22 protein-coding genes and 2 pseudogenes are annotated in these 25,840 nt (G+C 58.6%); 11 read left to right on the top strand and 13 right to left on the bottom strand.

All coding sequences use genetic code 11. The features are described from left to right. The first annotated feature begins 16 nt into the window (after positions 1–16). The 8 genes and pseudogenes from AC07N6_RS00610 to AC07N6_RS00645 all read left to right on the top strand — a co-directional run. A complete protein-coding gene (locus tag AC07N6_RS00610; RefSeq protein WP_494780400.1) occupies positions 17–1,186 on the top strand; it encodes an iron-containing alcohol dehydrogenase in 1,170 nt (389 codons plus the stop codon). After that, complete coding sequence (gene pdxA / locus AC07N6_RS00615; protein WP_494780401.1) at positions 1,183–3,510, top strand: 4-hydroxythreonine-4-phosphate dehydrogenase PdxA; 2,328 nt, start codon at positions 1,183–1,185, stop codon at positions 3,508–3,510. The genes AC07N6_RS00610 and pdxA overlap by 4 nt, the downstream gene beginning before the upstream one ends. Before the next feature lie 103 nt (positions 3,511–3,613). Beyond that, entirely contained in the window at positions 3,614–5,056 is a 1,443-nt protein-coding gene (locus tag AC07N6_RS00620) for a sodium:solute symporter family protein (protein ID WP_494780402.1), read from the top strand. A gap of 28 nt (positions 5,057–5,084) precedes the next feature. Beyond that, positions 5,085–6,302, top strand: a complete 1,218-nt coding sequence (locus AC07N6_RS00625; RefSeq protein WP_494780403.1) for a sialidase family protein — start codon at positions 5,085–5,087, stop codon at positions 6,300–6,302. 26 nt (positions 6,303–6,328) lie between these two features. Further along, positions 6,329–6,781: a nuclear transport factor 2 family protein gene (locus AC07N6_RS00630; protein WP_494780404.1), complete on the top strand. Its 453-nt coding sequence runs from the start codon at positions 6,329–6,331 to the stop codon at positions 6,779–6,781. A 136-nt stretch (positions 6,782–6,917) separates the two neighbouring features. Then, on the top strand, positions 6,918–7,700 hold the full coding sequence (locus AC07N6_RS00635) for a DeoR/GlpR family DNA-binding transcription regulator (RefSeq protein WP_494780405.1): 783 nt from the start codon (positions 6,918–6,920) through the stop codon (positions 7,698–7,700). A 242-nt stretch (positions 7,701–7,942) separates the two neighbouring features. Next, the gene (locus AC07N6_RS00640) at positions 7,943–9,562 is read left to right on the top strand and encodes an eCIS core domain-containing protein (RefSeq protein WP_494780406.1); all 1,620 of its coding nucleotides are present in this window, start codon (positions 7,943–7,945) and stop codon (positions 9,560–9,562) included. Between the two features lie 202 nt (positions 9,563–9,764). Then, a pseudogene (locus AC07N6_RS00645) lies at positions 9,765–10,022 on the top strand (DeoR/GlpR transcriptional regulator); the annotation flags it as partial. A 476-nt stretch (positions 10,023–10,498) separates the two neighbouring features. Here AC07N6_RS00645 and AC07N6_RS00650 read toward each other — a convergent pair. From AC07N6_RS00650 to AC07N6_RS00685, 8 genes and pseudogenes are all read right to left on the bottom strand, one after another. Continuing rightward, positions 10,499–10,870, bottom strand: coding sequence for a helix-turn-helix domain-containing protein (locus AC07N6_RS00650; protein WP_494780407.1), 372 nt, complete (start codon positions 10,868–10,870; stop codon positions 10,499–10,501). Between the two features lie 11 nt (positions 10,871–10,881). After that, positions 10,882–11,094: pseudogene (locus AC07N6_RS00655) on the bottom strand (type II toxin-antitoxin system HigB family toxin); the annotation flags it as partial. A gap of 280 nt (positions 11,095–11,374) precedes the next feature. After that, the gene (locus tag AC07N6_RS00660; RefSeq protein ID WP_494780408.1) at positions 11,375–12,010 is read right to left on the bottom strand and encodes an ABC-type transport auxiliary lipoprotein family protein; all 636 of its coding nucleotides are present in this window, start codon (positions 12,008–12,010) and stop codon (positions 11,375–11,377) included. Then, positions 12,007–12,924 carry an MlaD family protein gene (locus tag AC07N6_RS00665; protein WP_494780409.1) on the bottom strand — a complete coding sequence of 306 codons (918 nt, stop codon included), beginning with the start codon at positions 12,922–12,924 and terminating at the stop codon, positions 12,007–12,009. Before AC07N6_RS00665 ends, AC07N6_RS00660 begins: the two co-directional genes overlap by 4 nt. Before the next feature lie 2 nt (positions 12,925–12,926). Then, positions 12,927–13,754 (bottom strand): ABC transporter ATP-binding protein, encoded by an 828-nt coding sequence (locus tag AC07N6_RS00670; RefSeq protein WP_494780410.1) that lies wholly within the window; start codon positions 13,752–13,754, stop codon positions 12,927–12,929. Then, positions 13,748–14,884, bottom strand: coding sequence for an MlaE family ABC transporter permease (locus AC07N6_RS00675; protein WP_494780411.1), 1,137 nt, complete (start codon positions 14,882–14,884; stop codon positions 13,748–13,750). Before AC07N6_RS00675 ends, AC07N6_RS00670 begins: the two co-directional genes overlap by 7 nt. 314 nt (positions 14,885–15,198) lie before the next feature. Then, positions 15,199–15,849: a diguanylate cyclase domain-containing protein gene (locus AC07N6_RS00680; RefSeq protein ID WP_494780412.1), complete on the bottom strand. Its 651-nt coding sequence runs from the start codon at positions 15,847–15,849 to the stop codon at positions 15,199–15,201. Next, positions 15,842–16,390: a response regulator transcription factor gene (locus AC07N6_RS00685; RefSeq protein WP_494780413.1), complete on the bottom strand. Its 549-nt coding sequence runs from the start codon at positions 16,388–16,390 to the stop codon at positions 15,842–15,844. Before AC07N6_RS00685 ends, AC07N6_RS00680 begins: the two co-directional genes overlap by 8 nt. 531 nt (positions 16,391–16,921) lie before the next feature. Here AC07N6_RS00685 and AC07N6_RS00690 point away from each other — a divergent pair. Together AC07N6_RS00690 and AC07N6_RS00695 are read left to right on the top strand one after the other, a co-directional pair. Further along, positions 16,922–17,884, top strand: coding sequence for a Dyp-type peroxidase (locus tag AC07N6_RS00690; RefSeq protein ID WP_494780414.1), 963 nt, complete (start codon positions 16,922–16,924; stop codon positions 17,882–17,884). An 87-nt stretch (positions 17,885–17,971) separates the two neighbouring features. Beyond that, positions 17,972–20,251 carry an FdhF/YdeP family oxidoreductase gene (locus tag AC07N6_RS00695; protein WP_494780415.1) on the top strand — a complete coding sequence of 760 codons (2,280 nt, stop codon included), beginning with the start codon at positions 17,972–17,974 and terminating at the stop codon, positions 20,249–20,251. A gap of 2 nt (positions 20,252–20,253) precedes the next feature. Here the strand turns inward: AC07N6_RS00695 and AC07N6_RS00700 are convergent, their stop codons facing one another. Both AC07N6_RS00700 and AC07N6_RS00705 read right to left on the bottom strand, forming a co-directional pair. Further along, complete coding sequence (locus AC07N6_RS00700) at positions 20,254–21,156, bottom strand: alpha/beta fold hydrolase (protein ID WP_494780416.1); 903 nt, start codon at positions 21,154–21,156, stop codon at positions 20,254–20,256. 180 nt (positions 21,157–21,336) lie between these two features. After that, complete coding sequence (locus AC07N6_RS00705) at positions 21,337–21,756, bottom strand: RrF2 family transcriptional regulator (protein WP_494780417.1); 420 nt, start codon at positions 21,754–21,756, stop codon at positions 21,337–21,339. 93 nt (positions 21,757–21,849) lie between these two features. Between AC07N6_RS00705 and AC07N6_RS00710 the strand changes: the two genes are divergently transcribed. After that, positions 21,850–22,830 (top strand): alpha/beta fold hydrolase, encoded by a 981-nt coding sequence (locus AC07N6_RS00710; protein ID WP_494780418.1) that lies wholly within the window; start codon positions 21,850–21,852, stop codon positions 22,828–22,830. A gap of 113 nt (positions 22,831–22,943) precedes the next feature. Here AC07N6_RS00710 and AC07N6_RS00715 read toward each other — a convergent pair whose 3' ends face one another. The 3 genes from AC07N6_RS00715 to AC07N6_RS00725 all read right to left on the bottom strand — a co-directional run bounded on the left by AC07N6_RS00715 (position 22,944) and on the right by AC07N6_RS00725 (position 25,761). Beyond that, positions 22,944–23,852, bottom strand: a complete 909-nt coding sequence (locus tag AC07N6_RS00715) for a bestrophin family protein (RefSeq protein WP_494780419.1) — start codon at positions 23,850–23,852, stop codon at positions 22,944–22,946. A 159-nt stretch (positions 23,853–24,011) separates the two neighbouring features. Then, positions 24,012–25,646 carry a methyl-accepting chemotaxis protein gene (locus tag AC07N6_RS00720; RefSeq protein ID WP_494781255.1) on the bottom strand — a complete coding sequence of 545 codons (1,635 nt, stop codon included), beginning with the start codon at positions 25,644–25,646 and terminating at the stop codon, positions 24,012–24,014. Further along, positions 25,576–25,761: a hypothetical protein gene (locus tag AC07N6_RS00725; protein ID WP_494781289.1), complete on the bottom strand. Its 186-nt coding sequence runs from the start codon at positions 25,759–25,761 to the stop codon at positions 25,576–25,578. Before AC07N6_RS00725 ends, AC07N6_RS00720 begins: the two co-directional genes overlap by 71 nt. Positions 25,762–25,840 lie beyond the last annotated feature (79 nt).

Genomic DNA, 25,840 nt, shown 5'->3' on the forward strand with positions numbered 1-25,840 from the left:
CACAACAGATCCAGGCATGAGTTCCCTCTATCACTTTCAAACCGTCAGGCACATTGTCCACGGCCCCAATAGTCTCGACCAACTGACGGACAAGTTGGCGCTGCTCGACCGGCCGGTGCGCCGCATCGCCCTGATCACCCAGCCAGTCATGGAGAGAACCGGGGTGGTGGCGCGGGTGGTCGCCGCGCTAAGAGAAAAGGATGTGCAAGCCCTGGTCGTGCGCGACGTGCAACCGGAACCGACCATCGAGAACGTGGAGAGCGTCTTTCGGGAACAAATAGAGCCGTTTGCGCCTGATGCGGTGCTGTCCATCGGCGGCGGCAGCGTCCTCGATGCCGCCAAGCTCTTCGCCGTGCGCATGACCAACCGCCAGCCCCTGCGTGAATGGCTGGGCGTGGACCTGATCGCATTGCCCGGCGTGCCGCTGATTCTGGTGCCGACCACCTCCGGCACGGGTTCCGAAGTCACGCCCAACGCCATCGTCACCTTGCCCGACGAAGAGTTGAAGGTCGGCATCGTCAGCCGCCATCTGCTGCCGCAACTGGTGATACTTGACGCTGCGTTGACGCTCGATCTGCCCAAGCCGATTACGGCGGCGACCGGCATGGATGCGTTCATTCATGCCCTGGAATCGTATATCTCAACCAAAGCCAATCCGATCAGCGACATGTTCGCCATGGAGTCCATGCGCCTGATCGGTGCCAACCTCATCGAAGCATACGAGAACGGCCGCTCGCTGCCTGCGCGCGAAGCCATGCTGATCGGATCGATGTACGGCGGGCTGGCGCTGACCGCCGCCGGAACCGCTGCCGTGCATGCGCTGGCTTATCCGCTGGGCGGCATGTTCAACATCACCCATGGCGTGGCCAATTCGATGCTGCTGCCGCATGTCATGGCCTTCAATCTGGATGCCATCGTCGGTCGTCTGGCCAACGTGGCGCATGCGCTCGACATCGCCCGCCATGACGACAGCGATCAGGCCGCCGCCGAAAAGCTGCTGGCGCGGCTGCGCCAATGGACCGCGGCCCTCGACATCCCGCAGGACCTGCGTGCATTCGGCGTAGCGGAAGAACACCTGGACGCATTGGCGCTGGCGGCGTCGAAAGTCAAACGCCTGCTCGGCAACAACCCGAAGCCGCTGAGCCTGGCCGACATCAGGTCGATCTACCAGAGACTGCTGCCATGAATGCCCGTACGGCCCACCGCGCGCGCCTTCTGATCATTGGCGACGATTTGTCCGGCACTGCCGACTGCGCGGTCACCTGCGTTAATTTCGGCCTGGACAGCACGGTGCTGCTGGGCACGCGTAGCGACAAACCGGCCGTCGATATCGACGTGCTGGCGCTGGATACCGATTCGCGCCAGCACACCGGCACGGAGGCCGCGCATCTGAACCTACAGGCCTGGCGCGCGCATGCCGGCGACCGAAAACTGTACAAGAAGATCGACTCGACGCTGCGCGGCAATGTCGCCGCCGAGATAGCCGCGCTCTCAGACGCCGGCATGGCCATCGTCGCACCGGCTTTTCCGCAGGCTGGGCGCACCACGAAGGATGGGCGGCAGTTTGTTTTCGGTGTGCAGGTCGAAGAGTCGGAGGTTTGGCGCAATGAACGGATTGCGGGCAAGGCCGACATCGTCGCCATACTGTCAGATGCAGGGCTGAAGGTCGCGCTGATCCGCCTGAATACCGTGCGTGAGGGTGGTGAACGTTTGCGCGACGAGCTGGCCGCGTGTCTCGCCGCCCAATGTCAGGCAGTGGTTTGCGACAGTGAAACGGAGGCCGACCTCGAATGCGTCGCCGCCGCTTCGGCTGCCTTGCCGGGGGTGTTCTGGGTCGGCTCCGCGGGCTTGGCGACGCCGCTCATCCGGATGCTCAATGGCGCTGCGTCGCTACGGCTTGTCGACGGTAAAAAGAAACACGCCATGCCGGATTCGGCGGCGGCATCCTCGCAAGGAATTCTGGCCATCGTCGGTAGCATGTCCAGCGTTTCCCACGGCCAGGCCCTCATCCTCAAGGAGCGCGGCGCCGATGCCATCGACATGTTTCAGTGCGATGCGCCGGCCTTGCTGGACCCGGCATCGACCAAGGCGCACGAGCTTGCTGCGCGCGTGTCGGAGGTGTTGCAGTGCGGTCGCAGCGCGCTGGTGGTGCTCAGCCAATCGGAGCGGGCCAGCGTGAGCGACGGCGCGCGCCTGGCGCGCGAGCTGGCCAGGCATCTCGGCCCCATTACCCGCTACGCCGCCGGACTGATCGCCACGGGCGGAGAGACCGCCCGCGCCATGCTCTCGAATATGGGCGTGGATACGTTGAACATTGTGGCCGAGATCGATACCGGCGTTCCTTTGATGATCGCCGATCACCTGGGCCGCGTATTGCCGGTCGTGACAAAGGCCGGCGGCTTCGGCCAGCCGGACACGCTCTATCGCGCATGGGAAAAACTCAAGACCATGCATCAAGCGGACGCGCAAGCGCCGCATCTATCCAGCAGAGAGGAAAATATGACATATCGTCCGGTTATTGGCATCACGATGGGTGATGCCGCCGGCGTAGGGCCGGAAATCATCATGAAGAGCCTGGCGCAACGCTCGGTCTACCAGGGGTGCCGGCCTCTCGTCATCGGCGATGCCAGTCGTCTCATCAACGCCGGCCGCATCGCGGGGGTGTCTCTGAGCGTGCGCGCCATCTCCAGTCCCGCCGAAGCCCGTTTCACCTACGGCGAAATCGATTGCATCGACCTCGGCTTGATTCCCGCGGATCTGCCTTACGGAAAATTGTCGGCGCTGGCCGGCAATGCCGCCTATCAATACATTGCCCGCACGGTCGAACTGACCTCGGCGGGCGAACTGGATGCAATTTGCACGGCCCCCTTGAATAAGGAAGCGCTGCATGCCGGCGGCCACATTTTCCCCGGTCACACCGAAATCCTGGCGCATCTGACCGGCATTCCCGAAGTCTCGATGATGCTGGTCGCGCCCAAGCTGCGCGTGATCCACGTCACTACCCACATCGGCCTGATCGATGCGATCAACCGGATCGAACCAGGGCTCGTGCAGCGCACGATAGAGCGCGCGCATGCGACCCTGGTGCGCGCGGGCATCAGTTCGCCGCGCATCGGCGTGTGCGGCATCAATCCGCATGCCGGCGAGAACGGCCTGTTCGGTTACGGCGAGGAAGAACAAAAAATCATCCCGGCCATCAAGCTCCTGTGCGAGCGCGGCTGGGATGTGGAAGGCCCGCTGCCGGCCGATACCTTGTTCTACCGGGCCGGCCGCGGCGACTTCGACGTGGTGGTCGCCATGTATCACGACCAGGGACACGGCCCGGTGAAGGTGATGGGACTGGAAGCGGGAGTCAATGTCACGGTCGGCCTTCCCGTCATCCGGACTTCGGTTGACCACGGCACCGCATTCGACATCGCAGGAAAAGGAATCGCAGACGAAGGAAGCATGTTGGAAGCGCTCAAGCAGGCACAAGACCTCGCTACGCGCCACGCTGCCCTGGCAGCTTGACGGTATCCCGGCCGTCGTCGCGGAGTCGATCCGGACGGCGGCAGGGATGCGCAATATAACCTAAAACAGTTTTCCGATCTTCGAGGATCGGGAGGAGAACGCAATGAACCAGTTCGGTATGCTGGATACGGCCATTATCGTCGCCATGGTTGTTATCTATATCGTGGCGACGTCGTGGATGAGCATACGGCTGCGCGGCAAGACCACGGAGCAATTCATGGTCGCCGGCCGTTCGGCGCCGGCTGTGGTGATCGCCATCTTGCTGATGTCTGAATTCATCGGCGCCAAGTCCACCATCGGCACGTCCCAGGAAGCATTCAATGTCGGCATCGCGGCATCGTGGTCCGTGCTCGCCGCGTCAATCGGCTTCCTGCTGTTCGGTCTGTTTATGGCCAAGCGCCTTTACAAATCGGGGGAGTTCACCATCTCCGGTTTTATCGCGCAGAAATACGGAAAGACGGCCAAGCTGGTCGTGTCTGCCGTCATGATCTACGCGCTGTTCATCGTCAACGTCGGCAACTACGTCAGCGGCGCGGCGGCGATTTCAACGGTGCTCAAGATCAATTTGCCGACCGCGGCCGTGATCACCGCCATCGTCAGCACCATCTACTTCGCCTATGGCGGACTCAAGAGCGTGCTCTACGTCACCATTCTCCACAGCGGGGTCAAGATTCTCGGCATCGGCATCCTGGTATGGGTGGCGCTGTCGATGACCGGCGGCATCTCGCCGATGATTGAGACCATGCCGCAACATTATTTCACCTGGAATGGGGCGCTTGGCGGCGGCACCATCGGCGCCTGGATCATCGGCACCGCAGGAGCGATCTTCTCCACGCAGTTCATCATTCAGGCTATCTCCGGCGCCCGTTCGGCCGAAGATGCGCGCAAGTCCACCCTGATCGCCGCCGCCTTGTGCGTGCCCATCGCACTGGCCCTGGGTCTGCTGGGCGTGTCTGCCAAATTCCTGTTCCCGGAAATCAAGGGTCTGTATGCCTTGCCCATCTTCCTGCAGCACATGCATCCGCTGTTGTCGGGCATCGTGACGGTGTCGCTGGTGGCGTCGATATTTGTGAGTGTGAGCACCGTCGCGCTGGCCATCGCATCCCTGATCGTCAAGGACTTCTATGTGCCGCGCTACCACCCCACGCCGGAACGCGAACTGCGCACGACGCGGCTCATCTCCCTGGTGGTGGGTTTCGTGCCGCTGATCTTTGTGCTGTTCGTGCCGCAGATCCTCGCGCTCTCCTTCTTCACCCGCGCCTTGCGCCTGACCGTTACCGTGGTCGCCCTGATGGGGATCTATCTGCCGCTGTTCAACAGCAATCGTGGCGCGATCTCGGCACTGGTGCTGGCGACCGTCGCCACCACCGCCTGGTATCTGCTGGACAACCCGTGGGGCATCGACAATATGTACGTCGCGCTTATCGCGCCGGCGATTGTCATGGTGCTCGAGAAGTTGATTTTCCCAGGCAAGCCGACCGCTGGCGCCGACAGCGAGCAAGTCGCTTCCATCGACTTGCAGGGGCAACCCCGACAGCAAAACTGAAGTACGTGACAACCTCCAGGATGACAAAATGACGAATTCCGCTACTCAATCCCTGGCCCCGTCCGCGCCCGAAGCCGGCGTGTCGGGACAGCTCCGTCGCGCGGCAGGAGACGCCGCCCGGCTCGATGCGCACTTGCCCGCGCTTACCGTGCAAAATCACGCCGCGAATCTGGCCGCGCTATCCAACGGCGATCTGTTGTGTGCATGGTTTGGCGGCACCCAGGAAGGTATCCCCGATATTTCCATCTACATGTCGCGACTGCGCGCGGGCAGCGATGTCTGGTCGCCGCCGGTGCGCCTGTCGGACGACGCCACCCGCTCGGAGCAAAATCCGGTGCTGTTCGAAACGCCGGACGGCGCGCTCTGGCTGATCTATACCGCACAATTGTCCGGCCACCAGAATACGTCCATCGTCCGTCGCCGCATTTCGCAGGACAAGGGCCAGACCTGGGGGCCGATAGAAACATTGTTCGACAAGCCCGGCACCTTCGTCCGTCAGCCTATCGTGGTAGCGCGCGACGGCGCCTGGCTGTGCCCGGTATTCATGTGCCGTACGGCCGACGGCGAACGCTGGTCGGGCAATGACGACATCAGCCTTGTCATGCGTTCGACCGATCAGGGTCGCACCTGGTCCGGGCATGAAGTCCCCGGCAGCGTAGGTTGCGTGCATATGAACATTCAAGCGCTGAAGGATGGCGGTTTCCTGGCCTTGTACCGCAGCCGCTGGGCTGATCATATCTATTCCAGCCGTTCTGATGACGGCGTGATCTGGAGCGAGCCGCGTCCGTTGGCATTGCCGAACAATAATTCCTCGATCCAGTTTCTGGCGTTGGCCAACGGCCATTTGGGCCTGGTATTCAATAACAGCAGTGCCGCGCAGAGCACCGAGCGCCGCGCGTCCCTGTATGACGATATCGAGGATTCGGAAGACAGCGGCGAACTGGCGGCGCAGTCGGCATCGCATCGCGGCATCGCCTTCTGGGGGGCTCCGCGCGCGCCGATGACGCTGGCTATTTCCTACGACGGCGGCCATACCTGGCCGGCGATGCGCAACCTGGAAGTCGGCGACGGCTACTGCATGACCAACAATTCGGCCGACAAGCGCAACCGCGAGTTTTCGTATCCCTCGATTGTGCAATCGGGTGACGGCAAGTTGCACATCGCCTATACCTACTTCCGGCAGAACATCAAATACGTGTGCGTGGAAGAGAGCTGGGTGACACAAAGCATGGCAGCGGCCGCCTGAATCAAGACAAGCAAACTGGAGACGATATGGAAAAAACAAAAATCACCCGCAGGGAGGCCATTGTGGCGCTGAGCACCGGAATCGCTGCCGCCGGATTTGCAACGCCGGCCGCCGCTGCCGAAGCCGGCTCACTGGACGCGGCTGTCGAGATGTTGCGGCGCGCACTGGAAGACGGCGACGGATCGATCCTCAATCACATCTTGCATGACCATCTGACGTACTCGCACTCCGACGGACGTGTGTGGAGCAAAGAAGTCTTGCTGGGCAATATCGCCGGCAAGAAGCGCTATCTGTCTATCGCCACCTCCGAACAGACCGTCGATGTGCTTGGGCCGGTCGGCATCGTGCGGCACACCTACGATGTCGTGAACAATGACGAAAAAAAGAGCACCAGCCACATCAAGGTATTGATGTGCTGGACCAGGTCGGACAAATCCTGGCAGTTGCTGGCGCGCAGCGGCACCACAGCTCCCGTCTGAAAGCGCCTGCGCCTTGGCGATGCCGCCGAAGGGCTGCTGTCGGAGGCGGAAAATGGGTATACTCGGCGAGCATCGGAATGCCGTGTGCACCCGCAGGCGATGCGGGCGGCGTTGATAACCATTTTCCCTTCAAACTATGAAAGTTTCCCGTCGTCGCGAGGCCATGGTGCAGGCAGTTCTGTCCGGCATGACCGAAGTGGGCGCCTTGTGCGATCATTTCGGCATCTCGGAAGTCACCGTACGCCGCGACTTGCGCGCCTTGGCGGATGACGGACTCATTTTGCGCACCTACGGCGGCGCCGCCTCGGTCAGTGTGCATGCTCCGGAAGAATCGCTCGAACAGCGCAGCCACAGTTTCCAGGCGGAGAAAGATGCTATCGGCCGGGCAGCTGCAGCGCATGTCGCCGCGGGCGATACCGTCTTCCTCGATGCCGGCACCACCACGGCGGCCCTGGCCAAGGTATTGGCGGGACGGCAAGACGTCAAAGTCATCACCAACAATCTGCTGGTGGTGCAGGCCCTGGCGGGAAGCCAGGTCGGCGTGACGCTGATCGGCGGCGATGTCCGCGAATCCAGCATGAGCACCTTTGGTCCCATCGCGCAACTGGCGCTGAGCCGGGTTACCTTCGACAAAGCGTTTCTGGGAGCCGATGGCGTGGTGGCCGGCCGCGGACTATGCGAAGCGACCGTCGATCAGGCCTTCTTGAAAGAGTGCATCATGCGTCAGGCCGCCAACGTGTTTGTGCTGGTCACTTCAGACAAGTTAAACCGGGATAGCCAGCAGCATTGGACGCCTGTCGAGAAACCCTGGACGCTCATCACGAACGCTGTGGCTGGACACGCTGGATTGCATACGTTTGAGAAAATCCCGGGCGTGCATATAGAATCGGTCGATCTTTCTACCCAACCGCGCAACTAGCCTGCTTGTGTGATTAATTCGCATAAGAATTTTCGTGTTTTTCACCTTGTGGGAAGTGACCGATGAATGTGCAGGCGGAACAGAAGTCGGAGAACGACTCACGGCGGGACTATGCTCAAAGGGAGGCGGAGGGGGAGGGGCGATCAGGGATCGTACCTGCGTCGTTCGTAGATAACCGTCCTAGCGCTTTACTTCAGCGGAAACTCCAGAACATCGCCCACACAAGCCCTCGTTCGCAACACTTGGCGCAACTGCAATCCGTCATTCAAATGAAAGAAAACAAGACGGGTTTGCCAGACGACCTCAAGTCCGGAATGGAATCGTTATCTGGCATGAGCTTGGATCATGTCAAGGTTCACTACAACTCGTCTCAGCCCGCACAGCTAAGCGCGCATGCCTATGCGCAAGGAAGTGATATTCATTTGGGGCCAGGCCAAGAACGCCATCTGCCGCATGAGGCATGGCATGTGGTGCAACAGGCGCAGGGACGAGCTGCACCGATGAGGCAATTGAAAGGCGATGGGCATCTCAATGAGGATGTTAACTTGGAGCGAGAGGCCGACATGATGGGGCAGCGCGCCTTCACTCTGCAGGCATCATCCAAAACGTCAGAACAGCCACCAACTGCCAGGCAACATCAGGGCTTTGCAGGAGGTAGCGTCATCCAGCGCAAGGTTATTAGCTATGTCGGGTGGGCATCGAATTTCGCGCCCACACCGGGACTGGTGGAAAGCGCATTTGCCGGGGAAGACCTTTCAACGGCGAAGAGGTTTCCTACAAATATAGAACGAGGAAATGCGGCGCACGAAACTATCCAGAAAGATGAGTTGCGCAACAGGGCAAAACCGGAATTTGGTATTCCGGGTGCGTCAAAGAACAGAAAAGGCGAGATAGGATTCGTTGACTTTATGCGTGGTAACGCATTCTACGAAATAAAGCCAGCTGGTCATGAAGCCGAGGCAAAAACGGAAGCCCAGGGATATGTAGGTAAGGCGGCTGAAGCCGGCCGTAACTTTTATGCACTGGGTGGCGATTACGTATCCAGGGACATTCCCGTATCAAGCCGCGCACTGCCGTCAGGGGCCGGTGCAGGCTTTGTTGTTTTCTCTAAGCCTCGTGATGCAGTGCTGTACTTGAGAACATTCGGTGCAGGGGACGGAGCCGTCACATATCAATGGGAGGTTCGCCACGTTTGGCGTCCCTCCGTTGCAGCTGCTGCACCTTCCACTGCCGCAGCTTCTATCGGGGCATCCTCCGCGCATGGTGCTGCAGCTGTTTCTTCGTCGTCTGCAGAAAGAAATGTTTCTTCGAAGCGAAAAGGGCATGACGATGAGAAAAAGTTCAATGGAACGGACGATGATGATTCAGACGACGGTGAGCGCGTAGACGCCAAGAAGGCCAAAATACGGCGGGCAAACGCAGAGGCTGAGCCTGGTGTAATTGAGACACTTATCCGACGTCAGGCGAGAGAGGCGGCGGAGAGGGCGAAAGAGCGGGAGCGGCAGAGGCTTTTGCTAGAGCGGGAAGAAGCGGCCGAGCGGGAGAGGCATGAGTTGGATGCTGCCGATGAGAAGGAAAGGGCGGAGGAAAAGGAAAGAGGGCGGGAGGCGGCGTCGCTTGCGCGGGCTAAAGCAGCAACGCTTCCTGGATTGTGGGGCCTTCCGGCTAAAAGCGCTCCAGCAAGTAATGACGCGGTATCGACGAAGAAAAAAAAGAAATCAGCTGCAAAAAAGAAATCAGCAGGTAAAAAGAAATCAGCAGGTAAAAAGAAATCAGCAGGTAAAAAGAAAGCAGCTGGCAAAAAGAAAGCAGATAGCAAAAAAGCAGGCGCCGACAAGAAGAAAGCAACTGCAAAAACATAGATAGAAATCCGGATGCCTAGTTGCAAAAGTTCGCCTTTGCTGACGAAACTTGGTCGCTTCAGTGCTCAGCCGGGTCGCTCCAGCGCGCGCCTTGATAAGACTGGATCAGGTTGCCTTCAGGCAGGAGCAGGATCCGTTCACTGTCGATGGCGCGGCCGCCATATGGCGTGATTATCTTCAGCGAACGCTGGCTGGCCGGGGCGCCGGCCGCGGACTATGCGAAGCGACCGTCGATCAGGCCTTCTTGAAAGAATGCATCATTCGTCAGGCTGCCAACGTGTTTGTGCTGGTCACTTCAGACAAGTTAAACCGGGATAGCCAGCAGCATTGGACGCCTGTCGAAAAACCCTGGACGCTCATCACGAACGCTGTGGCTGGACACGCCGGACTGCATACGTTTGAGAAAATCCCGGGCGTGCATATAGAATCGGTCGATCTTTCTACCCAACCGCGCAACTAGCCTGCTTGTGTGATCGCGTCGGACACCGCTGTCCTCCATTTGTATTTTTTCATCGCTCGTCGGAGGGGCTGATTGGGGTGGCATTTTATTTGACGTCCGCCCCTATTTCCCCATACTCCAGATACGTAGTCTAGGAATATCAAGTTCTGAGGGGGAATTCGAAGAAAGCTGATCTGCCAGGTAAGAGTGACACTCTTTCTGTGATCTTTTACTTTTTATGTATGCATGTTTGCCATTTCTGATCGGGTATTTTGATAAATCCGACGGAGAACAACATGATGATCCAGAAATGGGTCGAGTTCCTAATCAGGATTGTCGAACTGGTAATCGCTGTTTTGCAGCTGTTACGAGATTCGAATATCTTTGGTTAGGATGCTCTCGGCAGGCCGCTTTCGGGCGGCTTTCTTAAAGAAATTTTTGGGGTGAGTTTGACCAAGCTATCATTGGAATTACCGCGCTTCCAATAGAACGCTTCATTAAGTAGCAATCGTTTTAGGAGGCTTTATCAAGCTCTCTGCGGGAATACCCAACCCTCTATTGAGCTTCCAAATCATCCCGAGAGTGAGAGGGCGCTTTCTATTAAGGACTTCATAGACGCGATTGGATCGGCCAATATACGGTTCCAGATCTTTAACGGTAAGCCCGGCTTGTTCCATTCTGAATTTGATCGCCTCGACAGGATCAGGCAGATCGATCGGATAGTGCTTGGCTTCGTAGGCTTCGACAAGCGTGACAAGGACATCCAGGCGATCACCTTCCGGTGTATTGAGCTTGGCCATCATAAGTCCCTCGATTTCTGTCAGCGCGGCACGGTAGTCGGCATCAGTTTTGATAGGTTTGATATCCATGATCTGCTCCATTAAATCGTCTGGGCATCAATTTTGTCGTACTGGGCATGGGTTCCAATAAAACGGACATAAACGATGCGGTAGTCATAGTTGATCCAAACAATGAGTCGATATTTGTTTCCGGCAATATTGAAAACGACACGGCCATCTTTCAGGATGCTGGCATTGCCAAACGTTGCTTTAACTTCATCGGGTTTACTCCAGTCTGCTTTCAAGGTGACCCGGTACCACGCTAAACCGGGATCTTCGGCATCTTGGGACTAAGTCAACAGCGAGACTCGAGTCCTGGCACGTATCAGTCTTCGATAGGTGTTAGCGACCGCTGAAAATTGCCAGCAGTATGCATTCAGAGATGTAGTCGACGCGCCGGCACCGAGGCAGATGCTTTGTATCGAAAAGCCCGATCCTTATTAGTCAAGGCTGGCGTTGATTCTGGAAACTACCGACGACAGATCATCAGCATCTTGCAAGCCTCGGTCGCTTCAGCGCTCAGCCAGACTCGCATCAGGACTTGGCATGCATGCCCGGCGCTCCCGTCACCCAATCGAGAATTTCCGCCGCCAACGTACCGCTGGCAGCGCCAAAGGCATTGACGACTTCCGGCACCTTGGTTCCCGCAACCGGCTGGCTGACATTGAAACTGCGCACGGCAATGATCCGGCGGCTGGCGGTATCGACCAGGCGCGCATTGAATTGGATGATGACGACCGGCGCCCCGTTGCGGTATTCAGTCTGGAAGGCAATCAGGTCGCCGCCGAGTTCCAGGTCGGCCGCCACGTTGTTGTCGTCGGTCGACAGGTTGCGGATGCGGCCATCGGCGGAAAACGCCAGCAACAGCCGGTTGCGCAACAGGACCGGCGCCGGGTCGCTCCAGCGCGCGCCTTGATAAGACTGGATCAGGTTGCCTTCAGGCAGGACCAGGATCCGTTCACTGTCGATGGCGCGACCGCCATATGGCGTGATTATCTTCAGCGAACGCTGGCTGGCCGGCGCAGCCGGGGTACTGGCTGCGGCTTGGCCGGCGGCCAGCGTCGGCAAGCGGTAGATGGCGACCGGCTCGGACTTGGGCAGGATCGAGCAGGCGGCGGTCAGGCTGAGCAGCCATGCCGCCGACAGGGTGCGAAAGGAGAGGAGGTTCATGGCTGGAATTCCTGGATTTTTTCTTGCCCCAGCAGATAGCCGCCGGGATTGCTGTCGAGTTTGCGGCTGATGGCCCGGACCGATGCCAGCGTGTTGCGCAGTTCGGCGACGGCCGGGCCGATCTCGGCAAGGCCTTGCGCGCCGCTGTTGAGCGCGCCCTGGTTCTGGCTGAGCAACTGTTCGATCTGTTTGCTGCTGGCCGCCAGCGATGCCATGGCTTGCTGCATGTTGTTCATGGCGTCGGTGCCTTGATGCGACAGCAGGCGGTTGGCCTGCAGCATGGCGGCATTGGCTTGCTGCGACGCGTCGCCGATTTGCTGGACCAGTTGGCCCAGGCCATTGCTCTGGGCCGCCAGGCTGCTGGTCGCCTGCTCCAGGTGCTGCAGCGTTTCGCCGAAACGGCGGGCGTTGTCCGGGGCCAGGAACTGCTTGGCGTTGAGCAGCACGTCATTGACGTTGGTCATGACATCTTCGCCATTGGCCAGCAGCGCGCTCAGCGGCGAGGGCGTGGCGATGATGACCGGATCGCTGTCGCCCTTGCCCTCCAGTTTGGGACTTTGCGGGGAGCCGTTGGTGAGCTGGATCAGGGAAGTCCCGGTGATGCCGGCAAGGGCGAGCTTGGCGCCGGTATCCTGCCTGATGGGGACGTTGCCGACGATGCGGATGCGCGCCAGCACTTTGCGCGGGTCTTGCGGATCGAGGGTCAGCGAGGAAACATCGCCGACCTTGATGCCGCTGTACTGCACCGGGCTGCCTTTGGACAGGCCGCTGACGGCTTCGTTGAAGACGATCGTGTAATAGCTGATGTCCTTGTCGCCGCTGGACTTGTTGAGCCACAGGCAGAACAGCAAGGCCGCCGCGGCGACCAGGACGGTGAAGAGTCCGATGAGGACATGATGGGCACGTGTTTCCATGGTCAGTGTGGTTCCTGCTGTGAAAGTGCGGCGTTGCCAAGTGCGGCCTGACTGGCTGCGCGGCCGCGCGGCCCTTGAAAATAGTCGTGTACCCAGGGATCCGGCGTTGCCGCCACCGTGTCGATATCGGCCACGACCAGTACCCGCTTGGCTGACAGCACCGCTACCCGGTCGCAGATTGCGTACAGTGTATCCAGATCGTGGGTCACCAGGAAGACCGTCAGTCCCAGCGCGTCGCGCAGGGTGACGATCAGGTTGTCGAAGGCGGCGGCGCCGATCGGGTCCAGGCCGGCAGTGGGTTCGTCGAGGAACAGGATGTCGGGATCGAGCGCGAGGGCGCGGGCCAGCGCGGCCCGCTTGACCATGCCGCCCGACAGCGAGGCCGGATACTTGTCGCCAGCTCCCGGAGGGAGCCCGGCCAGCGCCAGTTTGACGGCGGCCAGGTGCTGCGCTTCCCCGGCCGCCAGGCCGCCGTATTCGACGAGCGGCAAGGCGACGTTTTCCAATACCGTGAGTGAAGAGAACAGGGCGCCGCGCTGAAACAGTACGCCGAAGCGGCGTTCGTAGCGGGAGCGTTCCTGCGGCGCCAGCGCGGACAGGTTCTGGCCGAAGACGTGGACGTTGCCGGCGGCCGGTTTTTGCAGGCCGACGATGCTGCGCAGGAGAACCGACTTGCCGGTGCCGGAGCCGCCGACGACACCCAGGATTTCTCCCTTCATCACTTGCAGGTCAAGCTTGTCATGTACCGTCTGCTTGCCGAAGCGGTTGGTGAGTCCTTCCACATCGATCACCACTTCAGATGCCGTCCGGCCGTTATCCGGGGTCACCATCCCATCTCCATATAGAACAATGCCGCAACGGCGTCGAGCAGGATGACCAGGAAGATCGACTGCACCACGCTTGAAGTCGTATGCTGGCCGACCGATTGCGCGCTGCCGCTGACCTTGAAACCTTCCAGGCAACCGATAAGCGCGATGACGAAAGCGAACAGCGGCGCCTTGCACATACCTAGCCAGAAATGCCGGATGCCGACATCCTGCTGCAGCAAGGTCATGAACATGGTCGGGCTGATATCGAGCGTCAGTGCGCACACCACGGCGCCGCCGAGCATGCCCGACATCATGGCGATGAAGGTCAATGCCGGCATGGCCACCAGCAAGGCCAGCACGCGGGGCAGCACCAGCATCTGCAGCGGATCCAGGCCCAATGCGCGGATCGCGTCGATTTCTTCATTGGCCTTCATCGAGCCGATCTGCGCGGTAAAGGCGCTGGCCGTGCGCCCCGCCATCAGGATGGCGGTCAGCAGCACGGCGAATTCACGCAGGAACGAGAAGGCCACCAGGTCGACCGTATAGATGCTGGCGCCGAAATTGGCCAGCACCGTGGCGCCAAGAAAGGCAATCACCGCGCCCACCATGAAGGTGAGCAGGGCCACGATCGGCACCGCGTCCAGGCCGGTCTGTTCAATCTGGGCGACGGTCGCCGTCACTCGCCAGCGGGAAGGGCGCAACAGGCTGCCGGCCAGGGTTTGCAGCGTGAGGCCGGTAAAGCCCAGCAAGGCCACCGTGTTGGCGCGCAGGCCGACCATGGCAACCCCGATGCGCGCCAGCAGGTCGGAGATCCAGCCATGTTTGGCCGGCGGCGGCGCGGCCGACGTTTGCTCCAGCGCTTGGGCTACCGTGGCCAGCAAAGAACGCCATGCGGCGGGCAGGCCGCTGCCGTCTTGCGCCAGTTCGCGCGTGCGCGGGGCGCCCAGCAGTTCGGCCAGCAGGACGGCGCCGGAGGTATCGAGCGCGGTGAGTTGTGCAACGCTGATGTTCAGGGGCGCCGCCGGCGGCAGGCGTATCGCGGCAATTTGGTTCTGCAGCTTGCCGTAGTGAGGCAGGGTCCAGTCGCCGCCCGCATGCAGATGCGGCGGATTCGATGTGGTGTCCAGATGCAGGGTGGCGGCTGTGTCCAATGTGTCACCCACGATAGAACGCACGCTTTTGTCGTCGTGGCCGGTTGTCGGGCACGTTAAGGTTCATCGAAGCTAACGCAAGATAGGTCGCCATGCTAAAAACGGTGTGATGGGGCAATGCAGATGATTGCGGGCAAGTTCGGGCCTATATTAAGTCATTCTCCTGTTTGCCGTAAGGGCGTTGTACGCTGCTTTGTCGCTACCCGGCCCGAACCGGCGCCATCTTCCCGCTGCAAATGAAAATGCCGTTCAGGTATTCACTGAACGGCATTGCCGCCTTCGGGCGGTTTCCCCTCACGGCCATTGGCGACGCATCACCCCATGATGTAATTCACATCGAAACGCTTGCCATTTTTCAGGTTGTACATCCCGTCATCCGCTTTCGACAGCAAATCTTCAATGGATTGGCCATCTTCCGGGTATTGCGCGCGACCGATGCTGGCATCGATGGCCAGCGTCTTTCCGGCAATGAGGAACGGGCTGGCAAACGACTCGGCGACCTTGTCGCAGATCGCGGAGATATCCTGCGCTGTCATGACTTCGGCAACGACGACAAATTCATCGCCGCCCATCCGCGCGACGGTGTCGTGATGGCGCAGATTCTCGGAAAGCCGCAAGGCGATCTGATTCAACAGGAGATCGCCGGCCGCGTGGCCGAACTTGTCATTGACCATCTTGAAGCAATCGAGGTCGAGAAAGAGGACGACAAAGCGCCCCTGTTCCCTTTGCGCCTTGGCGATTGCCTGGTTGATGCGGTCTTCCAGCAGCAGCCGATTGGGAAGTCCGGTCAGCCAGTCATAGAGCGCGAGCTTTTTCAGTTCTTCATTGGCCGCCGCCGATTCCGCCAGCCTGGCGGCCAGGTCATTGCGTTGTTTCGCGATACGGGCCAGCCTGGCGCAGGCGATGCCCAGGCATACGGTCACAAGCCCGAGACTGCTCAAGTATGCAATTAGATTGTTATCCATCCCAGACATAAAAGATCGCACTTTCTTTCGTTCCAACGCAGATGAAGCCTTTGCCGTAAATATTCCTGATTTCGAATGTCGAATGACTGAGCTGGTTTAGTTTTTTCCTGATTCGATAGATGATGGTGTCGATTCGATGCGGATCAAAAATATCCGCAGCCATATTGAGCGCATGCAGCAGGCGCTCGGAGCTCACCGGGAAATGCGGACTCAAAAACAAGGTAGTCAATACGGCGCATTCCCTGTCGCTCAATTTAATGCGTTCATTTCCGGGGCTGATCAGGGTGCCGTTGCGCCGATGCAAGCGCCACGACTCTGCCGTGTTGAGGGCGGAGTCGGGCAGGATATGCAGCCGCCGCAAGAACGAACGGATCGTCGCCAGAAAAACCGAATCCTTGAGCGGCTTGTAGAGAAAATAGTCGGCGCCGTCATGCAATGCCTTGGCATGAACCGTTTCGTCAAAATTCTCAGCGATGACCACAATCCCCAGCATGGGAAATTTCTGGCGCAAATTGGCAATCAGCGGCAGATAATCGCCCATGGCTCGGGAAGCCTCAATGACGATGATTGACGGCTTTTTTTTTGAATCTCAACATCCAATTGAGAAACAGAGGAAACAGATCTCATGGGAAGCCCCATGGAATGAAGAGCTTTTCGTATGCTCGCTGATCCCTCGTTCGAGTGCTCTACGATTAAGACGGCCACGTCGATTCACATCCCCCAAATCGAAATACGTAGTTACTGGCGCTCTCACCGGATGAGCTTTAACTATTGGTTACGTTATACATTCTTTTCATCAGAGATATATTCACAGAAAATCTCGATAAGATTTTCTCATGGAAATATTTCGGGAGATACCGGAATGCTCCTATTTCGCCTGCCGGACAATCCATTTGATCTGGCATGAAGCCAATGTGCAATGGGCGCCGCAAGGCTTGTGCCAATCCATTTTGATAATCTGGACAGATAGGCAGCCTATGCCGAGATAAGTTATCTTGTTGTCCTGCCTGAAGAAGGTTTTTCAGGGATAGTGCGTTGACAATCAGGTAGGCGATAAGACGAGGTCAAGAAAATGGCAATTCCGCAAACAATGCTGTCGGTGGTGGCCCGTGATGAGATTCATTTGCAGTTCGCATTAAAGGAAAATACCGATGTCCGCGACCTGTTCAAGGTGCTGGGCAAACTGTGGGAAGCGGAGATAACAGGCATCGCGGATCCGACGCTGGACCGGCATCACCAGCTGGCCGGCGGGACGGCCAATATTGTCCTGGGCGTCAGGCCGGAGCTGTGGCGGGGGATTTTCCCTGAGGATATCCCGGATAACCTGCATTCCTTCGATCAGGATCTGGTCGGCATCAATGGCATGATCGCCCCGGCGACCCAGCAGGATTTCTGGATCTGGATCACGCAATCGAATGCGGCCACGCTCTATGACAGCATGAGCAAGACGGTGGCGCTGCTGCGTCCTTTCGCCACCCTGGTGAGCGAACAGGTCTGCTTTCCCTATCATAACAATGTGACCTTCGATGGGTTCGCCGATGGCGTGGCCAATCCCAATCCGTTTCGCGCCAATGGCGTTGCGATCATTGCCGATGGCGAGAAAGGCGCGGGCGGCTCGACGGTGCTGGTGCAGAAATGGTCCATGGACGTGGAGAAACTGAAAGCCCTTCCCGTGCGCGAAGCCGAAGGCGTCTGGGGGAGAACCAAAGCCGGCAGCCACGAACTGGACCCGCTGCCTGGCAATTCCCATGTCGGCAGAAACCAGTTCCGGAGGAATGGCGAGGAAATGGATATCGTCCGGCGCAATGCCAACTATGGCAATGCGCGGGAGTCGGGCATCATGTTCGTTGGTTTTTGCCGCGACATTTCCGTGACGCTGGGAATGCTTGAGCAGATGTATGGGGTCGGCCCCGACGGGATTGAACAGACCGATCGGTTGCTGGATTTTTCCACGCCCCTTTCTTCTGCGATCTATTTCGTGCCAAGTTTGGATGCCTTGGCGAGCGCAGGGATTGCACCGGAAGATAGCGACTAGGCGCAAGCCCCGCAGGCAGTGCATTGTCATCCGTGATGGTCCATCAGGCCGTCCCTGGCGATCCAGGGCTGGCGCAAGGAGAGGAATATGGCGAATCGACGCGAAGTTCCAGGCATCAGGCAATACGATGCACCTGCCGGCGGATGGGGCGCGCTCAAGGCGACCGCCGAAGCAGTCCGGGAGCAAATGGCCAGCGTGAAGGCGCCCATCACGCTGCTGCGGACCAACCAGCCCGACGGCTTTGACTGTCCCGGTTGCGCCTGGCCGGACAAGGAGCACCGGTCCACCTTCCAGTTCTGCGAGAACGGCGCCAAGGCCGTCACCTGGGAGGCCACAAGCAAGCGGGTGACGCCGGATTTCTTCCAGGAAAACACCGTCTCCCAGCTCCTCAAGAAATCCGATTACGAGCTGGAGGATAAAGGGCGCCTTACCCATCCGCTGGTCTACGACCGCGCAACGGACAAGTTCAAGGCGGTAGCGTGGGAAGACGCATTTGCGCGGATCGGGGAAATCCTCCGGGGATTGTCGCCGGAACAGGTCGATTTCTACACCTCAGGCCGCGCCTCGAACGAGGCCGCATATCTCTTCCAGCTGCTGGCCCGTGAATACGGCACCAACAATTTCCCGGATTGTTCCAACATGTGCCATGAGCCTACCAGCGTAGGCTTGCCGAAATCGATCGGCATCGGCAAAGGCACCGTATCGCTGGACGACTTCGACTGCTGCGAACTCATCATTTCCATCGGCCACAATCCCGGGACCAACCACCCCCGGATGATGGGGACGCTGCATGAGGCCGCTCGCCGCGGCGTTCCCATCATCGTGTTCAATCCCTTGCGCGAGCGCGCCCTCGAACGGTTCGCCGATCCGCAGAACTGGCTGGAAATGGCCAGCTATGGCTCGACGCCAATCGCCTCTACCTATTTCCAGGTCGCGGGAGGCGGCGACGCGGCGGCACTCACCGGCATGATTAAATTGCTCCTTGATATGGAAGACATGCAAGGCAATGTGCTGGACCACGACTTCATCAAGACGCATACGGAAGGCTTCGATGCGTTTGCCGCAGGGATCAAGTCCACCTCCTGGGCCGATATCGAGAAAGCCAGCGGGCTCACGCGGGACGATCTCGGCAAAGTCGCCGCGGCCTATGCGAAATCGAATGCCACCATCATCACTTACGGCATGGGCGTTACCCAGCACAATAAAGGCACCGCCAATGTGCGCCTGATTGCCGACCTGTTGCTGTTGCGGGGGAACATCGGCAAACCGGGAGCCGGCATTTGCCCATTGCGCGGCCACTCCAATGTCCAGGGAAACCGGACGGTCGGGATTACCGAAAAGCCATCGGAATCCTTCCTCCAGGGGATGGAAAATGTGTTCGGCTTCAAGCTCCCTCGCCATCATGGGCGCGATGCGGTGAGGACGATGCAGGCCATGATCGACGGCTCATCGAAAGCGCTGCTTTGCCTGGGCGGGAATTTCGCGGTGGCGCTGCCCGATGCCGGCCAAAGTTTCGCCGCGATGGAAAAGCTCGACCTGAGCGTCCATGTCGGCACCAAGCTCAACCGTTCGCATCTGCTGGTGGCCAAAGAAACCTACCTCTTTCCTTGCCTGGGGCGTACCGAGCTTGACGTCCAGGACAGCGGGACGCAATCGATTACCGTCGAGGACTCCATGTCGATGGTCCATGCATCGGCCGGCAAGCTTGCGCCGGCTTCGGAGCACCTGCGTTCCGAGCCGGCCATCGTTGCCGGTATCGCACAGGCCGCCTTGCCCGGCAGCAAAGTGCCATGGAAGGAGCTGGTGGCGGACTATGACAGGATTCGCGATCTGATCGCCCGCACAGTGCCCGGTTTTGACGACTTCAATAAACGCATCCGGTCGCCGGGCGGGTTCCGCTTGCCGCTGCCGCCGACAGAGCGGAAATGGCCGACCGCGACAGGAAAGGCGCAGTTTTCCGTCTATGGCGAAGTCCAGGAAGATGCCGGCGCGCTGGGCGGGGAGCAGGCTTTTCGCCTGATCACGCTGCGCAGCCACGACCAGTACAACACGACGATCTACGCGCTGGATGACCGTTATCGCGGGGTGTTCGGACGGCGCGATGTCCTGTTCATGCATGAAGACGATCTCGCCGCATGCGGCATCGAACATGGCGATCTGGTCGACATCGAAACCAAGCTGCCCGGAAGAAAGCTTCGGCTGGAGAAGATAACCGCCATCGCCTATAACATCGCGCGCGGTTCGGTCGGCGCCTATTATCCGGAGGCCAATGTCCTGGTTCCGCTGGACTACTTCGACAAAGAGAGCGGTACGCCTTCTTACAAATCGGTTCCGGTTCAGGTGATGCGGAGCCCGGTGGGCGACTGATCCTATACCGGTGCGCGACTCCCGCTACGCGTTACCTGGAGCAGGCTCTTCAAGATGTCGACATACCGCTGCGGGGATTCCTGGGGGATGTTGTGCCCAGCCCCCTGTAGGAGGAATTTATCGTAACGGCCCGTGAAATGCGGACGGTCGAGATCCGTCGATATCGGCCTGTCTACGCCATCGTCAGCGCCCTCAAGCACGATGCTCGGCACGGATATCGACGGCTGTTGCGCCAACAGGGCTTCGATATGGTCGTAAGCAGGATCCCCGGCGGCCAAATTGAAGCGGTGCCGGTAAGAGTGGGCGACGACCTCCGCGAAATCAGGATTCTCAAACGCCGTCGCGCTCGACGCAAAGGTGGCATCGTCGAACGCCCATGTGGGCGACCACTCTTGCCAGAGGTAACGGCACAAACGCATTCTGTCCTTGCAAAGAGCGTTGTATCCACGCTGACTGTGAAAGTAATACTGATACCAGAACCGATGTTCATCTTCCGGCGCTATGGGCTCCTGGGAAGTTTTGAGGCACTGGATGTTGTAGCCATTGCCGCTACTGACGAGACCCATGACCCGCTCTGGCCAAAGAGCGGCGACAATGCATGCGGCACGGCCGCCCCAATCGAAGCCGGCAAGTACCGCACGCGGAATCTCCAGTGCATCCATCAATGCCAACAAGTCGGCGCCAAGAGCGCCTTGCTGCCCCGACCGCGGCGTCTCTTGCGACACAAAGCTCGTCTCCCCGTAGCCGCGCAAAAAAGGCCTGATACAGCGAAACCCGTCGGCTGCGAGTCGTTCTGCTACTTGTCGATACGAATCCGGGCTGTAGGGAAAGCCATGAAGCAAAATGACCGGGATGCCTTCGCCGGGGCCATCTTCCAGATAAGCGATTCTCAAGACATCCGTCATGACATATTTCATAGGTGGCCTATAGAGGTTAAAAGAGATTTTCCTTTTGGGCAGATGGCAGTTTCTGGTCGCCTGCATAGTAAATACGCTCTGCTTGGAATAAGTACCGCTCAGCCAGTAATCCAGAGCTGACTCCGCAGAGTCGAGGCAGAAGCTCAACCGATGGGACCTTATGCGACGTCAGTTATTTTCCTGAAAAGATGAAGCCAGGTCAGCCAACGTGATGCTCTTTAATTCCTTGATAAAACTGTCTTGGGCTTTTTGAAGTGCTCCGCCAATCGTAACATTGACAACTTTCTCTACCGGACATGTTGGATGGTCAGAGGACAGGCCGATTGAAAATATTTGCGTATCACTCAGCGCTGCTTGTACTTCGAGTAAAGAGACATTTTTCGCTGGTTTCGCCAGCACCCATCCGCCGCCTTTACCTCCCTCTGAATGGACGATGCCGTGATTTCGCAGGCATCCCATCGTCCTTCTCACCACCACGGGATTGGTATTGAGCATGAGTGCAATGGTTTCTGAAGTTTCACGACCGCCAAATAAATGCATATGCACCAAAACATGCAGCATGCGAGCCAAACGTGTATCGGTACGCATCTTTACCTTTCTAACTTGAGGGGATGACGAGGTTGACCTTGAAGTATGCGTAACTTATCATGTTGCGAATACTTTGACCCGGGAGGTTTTGGCGTGGACAACATTCAGCACCGCATGATGAGAGTCAATGGCATCAACATGCATATTGCCGAACAAGGCAATGGCCCTTTAATTTTGCTCTGTCATGGCTTTCCTGAAACATCATATTCTTGGCGCCACCAACTAAAAGGGCTGGCGGCTGCAGGATTTCATGTCGTGGCGCCGGACATGCGCGGCTATGGAAAAACGGATAGTCCAGATGATATCGAAGCGTTCGACATTTGCGAAATTGTCGCCGACATCGTTGGGTTGCTCGATGCATTAGGGCAGGAGAACGCAGTCATCGTTGGCAATGATTGGGGAGCCACTGTCGCATGGCAAGCAGCCTTACGACAACCACAGCGCTTCCGTGGCGTAGTCGCGCTAGGTGTTCCCATGATGCCGCGCGCACCGGTAGCTCCGTCCAGCTTCTTTCCAAAGACCGCCGACGAGGAACTCTATGCCTTGTACTTTCAAACACCGGGCGTTGCCGAAGCAGAGCTGGAGGCTAACGTCAAGGAAACGCTTCTCAAGATTCTGTTTGCCGCCTCTGGTGAAGCTGGCCCACGACTACCCAACGATGGAACACCCAATCCATTCGGCATGGTTTCGCGCAAAGAGGGTTTTCTCTCTGCTATTCCAGTACCCGACCAGCTCCCATCCTGGCTAACGCAAGATGACCTGGCTACTTTTGCTGAATCATTTGAGCGCAGTGGATTTCGTGGCGGCTTGAACTACTACCGGAATCTGGACAGAAATTGGAAACTCGATGCGGCCATCGCTGGTATTCCAATATCAATTCCTGCACTTTATCTTGTCGGCGAGCGTGATACCGGACTAAGCATTCCAGGAATGGCGGAAATAATCGCGGCGATGCCGTCTTTGGTCACGGACTTGCGAGGCAGTATCGTTGTGCCTGATTGTGGTCATTGGCTTTCACAGGAGCGACCTGTCTTACTCACTAGCGCCATTATTGATTTTGCGAAGAGCTTGTAAGGCTAACCGTGCCGGATGTTGGCTTTTGGCGGCGATTGCCCCCTTTCACCACCGCAAAATGACGCGATGCAGGACGCAAGGCGACCTGACAGGGTAGAACCGGCCGCTGGAAGCTAACGCAATATATATGCTTCCGCCACAGGGAACGGCGGCAGGTTGTCTTCGCCAAGCGCTTCCCGCAGGTTGAGCTCGATCACTTTGGCCAGGAATGACAGGGGCAAGCCATTGTCGTGCATGGAAAACGGATCTTCCAGTTCGTCACCAACCTTGTCCAGTCCGAAAAACGTATAGGCGATCAGCATGGTGGGAAACGGGGTCGCCCAGCCGAGGGTATGGGCGAAACCGAATGGGATGCACAGGCAGAAAAGAAAGGCCGTACGGTTCAACAACAGCATATAGGGGAACGGTATCGGGGTTGAGCGGATGCGCTCGCATGCGGCCAGGACGCCGGCGATCTCTCCGATTGTCCGGTCCAGCATCTGGTACGGGATATCGCCGATTGTGCCTTGCGTCCTCAATGCGACCAGCTTGCGTCCCATCAGCCGGATAATCAGGTCGGGAGGGAAACGGCTTTTTTTCCAGAGCAAGGTTTCTTCCGGGCTCAGGAAGGCGGAGACATTTTCAGCTTCATTCTGGCCCGGCCGCAGATGGTGCACCAGCGCATGGGAAAAAGCGCAGGCGAGGTTCAGCAGGTGCTTCTGATCTTCCGAAGACAGCATGCAAGTCTGGCGCGCCAGGTTGCGGGAGGCGTGGATGAGCGCTCCCCATTGCTTGCGTCCCTCCCACCATCGGTCGTAACAGGCGCTGTTGCGGAAACTGAGGAATACCGAGATGGCGATGCCGAGCAGTGCGAAAGGCCCGCCGTCATAAATCGGCAAGAAGTGCGGCCAGCGGAAATGCACGAACATCACCAGGGCCGAAAGGACGCCGACGATCAGGATCTGCGGGAGGATCTTGGGGACGATGGATCCCTGGAGAAGAAAGAAGATCTTTAAGAAATTCGGACGTTCACGGATGATCATGATGGTTTCCCATCAAGCGGAACGGCTGGCGAGGGTGGCGGCAGGCTATGCATGATAGGGCACCATAAAAAGCACATGGCGTATTTTGCAAATACTGGTGAATGGATGCAAGCCCGTGATGAACACACCCGCATCAGCGGGTGTGTCTGAGGGAGATCGTTAGAATTGTTCCCAGTCGTCCTTGGCCGCCGTAGCTGCCGGCGCCTGACGGTTTTTCCCGTCGTCACGCGTCAGGGCGGGAGGCTTCGGTGTGATATTGCGGGCGTATTGTTCGGGCGCCGCAGTTGCATCGTGCGCCAGGCGGTTGTCGTCGATCTTGAACACGCCAACGATCTGGGACAGGTTGGACGCCTGATGCTGCAAGGACTGGGCGGCCGCCGCGGCTTCTTCGACCAGCGCCGCATTTTGCTGGGTCACCTGGTCCATTTGGGAAACCGCCTGGTTGACCTGTTCGATCCCTTCTCCTTGCTCGCGGCTGGCGTCGGTAATTTCACCGACGATGTCGGTCACGCGTTTGACGCTGGCCACCACTTCGTTCATGGTCTGGCCTGCCTGCCCGACCAGTTTGCTGCCGGAGTCGACCTTGTCGACCGAGTCGTCGATGAGCGACTTGATTTCCTTGGCGGCGGCGGCGCTGCGTTGCGCCAGCGTGCGCACTTCGCTGGCCACGACCGCGAAACCGCGCCCTTGCTCGCCGGCGCGCGCCGCTTCCACGGCGGCATTGAGCGCCAGGATATTGGTCTGGAAAGCAATGCCGTCGATCACGCCGATGATATCGACAATCTTGCGCGACGATGCATTGATGGCCGTCATCGTGTCGACCACCTGGCCGACGACGCTGCCGCCTTCGACTGCCACGGCCGACGCCGAGATGGCGAGTTGGTTCGCTTCGCGCGCATTCTCGGCATTTTGCTTGACGGTGGCGGTCAGCTGTTCCATGGAAGACGCCGTTTCTTCGAGCGAGCTGGCCTGTTCCTCGGTGCGGCTGGACAGGTCGAGGTTGCCGGCGGCGATCTGGGTCGAGGCGGTGGAAATGGTGTCGGTGCCCAGGCGTACCTGCGTGACAATATTGAGGAGATTGTCATTCATGGTCCGCAAGGCGCGCAGCAGTTGCCCGGTCTCATCCTTGCCGGTGGCGTCGATGTGCGAGGTCAGGTCCCCGGCGGCGACGGTTTGCGCCACCTTGACGGCGCGGTTGAGCGGCGAGGTGATGCTGCGCGTCACCAGCCAGGCCGTCAGCGCGGCGAAAACGATGGCGATCGTGCCCAGGGCGATCATCAGGTTGCGCGCTTCCAGGTACTCGGTCTTGGCATCTTCGCCGGACTCGTGCATCAGCTGGTTCTGGTGCGCGATCAATGTTTCAACCGCGCTCATGTAGCCCAATTGCAAGGGCCGGACCGTTTCCAGCAAGAGGATGGTGGCTTCGTTCCTGGCGCCTTCCTGTACCAGCCGCAGCACCTCGTCGCGCGTGGCATTGTATTGCGTACGCGCCTCCAGGATGCTCTTCATCAGGGCGCGTCCCTTGTCGCCGCTGATCATGCCGTCGAGTTTCTCGATCGCAGCCTGGCTCTTCCGGCTGGCTTCATGGATCACCTGTATTTCCTTGCCGATCTGTTCGGGATCGTTCATCAGCAATATGTTGCGCGAAGCGCGCGCGATCAGGTTGACCTTGTCGATGACCTCGTTGGCCAATACGGTTTTAGGATATTTATCGTTGATGACGTCATCTATCTGTGAATTCAGCATGGATAGCCGTGAGGATCCGAATGTTGCCATCACCATCAACAACACCACCAGAAATCCAAAACCGATGCTCAGACGTGTACCAATTTTCAAGTTTGTTATGCGCATTTTCTTCCCTTTTTACGACGTGAAAAAACTGTTGAAATTGGCTGTCAGGTACGCGCATGGGAGGTCAAGGTCGGCACCATGGATGACAACATCGTAACGGCGCACTCTTTTGGTGCCGATTGTGCGTATTTCTTCAT

The organism is Herbaspirillum sp. GW821-FHT09A12 (genome assembly GCF_059418325.1).

Bases quoted from the DNA above. Each gene is read 5' to 3' on its own strand.
- AC07N6_RS00610 (WP_494780400.1), top strand. From the start codon at position 17: ATGAGTTCCCTCTATCACTTTCAAACCGTCAGGCACATTGTCCACGGC.
- pdxA (WP_494780401.1), top strand. From the start codon at position 1,183: ATGAATGCCCGTACGGCCCACCGCGCGCGCCTTCTGATCATTGGCGAC.
- AC07N6_RS00620 (WP_494780402.1), top strand. From the start codon at position 3,614: ATGAACCAGTTCGGTATGCTGGATACGGCCATTATCGTCGCCATGGTT.
- AC07N6_RS00625 (WP_494780403.1), top strand. From the start codon at position 5,085: ATGACGAATTCCGCTACTCAATCCCTGGCCCCGTCCGCGCCCGAAGCC.
- AC07N6_RS00630 (WP_494780404.1), top strand. From the start codon at position 6,329: ATGGAAAAAACAAAAATCACCCGCAGGGAGGCCATTGTGGCGCTGAGC.
- AC07N6_RS00635 (WP_494780405.1), top strand. From the start codon at position 6,918: ATGAAAGTTTCCCGTCGTCGCGAGGCCATGGTGCAGGCAGTTCTGTCC.
- AC07N6_RS00650 (WP_494780407.1), bottom strand. From the start codon at position 10,870: ATGGATATCAAACCTATCAAAACTGATGCCGACTACCGTGCCGCGCTG.
- AC07N6_RS00660 (WP_494780408.1), bottom strand. From the start codon at position 12,010: ATGAACCTCCTCTCCTTTCGCACCCTGTCGGCGGCATGGCTGCTCAGC.
- AC07N6_RS00665 (WP_494780409.1), bottom strand. From the start codon at position 12,924: ATGGAAACACGTGCCCATCATGTCCTCATCGGACTCTTCACCGTCCTG.
- AC07N6_RS00670 (WP_494780410.1), bottom strand. From the start codon at position 13,754: ATGGTGACCCCGGATAACGGCCGGACGGCATCTGAAGTGGTGATCGAT.
- AC07N6_RS00680 (WP_494780412.1), bottom strand. From the start codon at position 15,849: ATGGATAACAATCTAATTGCATACTTGAGCAGTCTCGGGCTTGTGACC.
- AC07N6_RS00685 (WP_494780413.1), bottom strand. From the start codon at position 16,390: ATGGGCGATTATCTGCCGCTGATTGCCAATTTGCGCCAGAAATTTCCC.
- AC07N6_RS00690 (WP_494780414.1), top strand. From the start codon at position 16,922: ATGGCAATTCCGCAAACAATGCTGTCGGTGGTGGCCCGTGATGAGATT.
- AC07N6_RS00695 (WP_494780415.1), top strand. From the start codon at position 17,972: ATGGCGAATCGACGCGAAGTTCCAGGCATCAGGCAATACGATGCACCT.
- AC07N6_RS00700 (WP_494780416.1), bottom strand. From the start codon at position 21,156: ATGACGGATGTCTTGAGAATCGCTTATCTGGAAGATGGCCCCGGCGAA.
- AC07N6_RS00705 (WP_494780417.1), bottom strand. From the start codon at position 21,756: ATGCGTACCGATACACGTTTGGCTCGCATGCTGCATGTTTTGGTGCAT.
- AC07N6_RS00715 (WP_494780419.1), bottom strand. From the start codon at position 23,852: ATGATCATCCGTGAACGTCCGAATTTCTTAAAGATCTTCTTTCTTCTC.
- AC07N6_RS00725 (WP_494781289.1), bottom strand. From the start codon at position 25,761: ATGCGCGTACCTGACAGCCAATTTCAACAGTTTTTTCACGTCGTAAAA.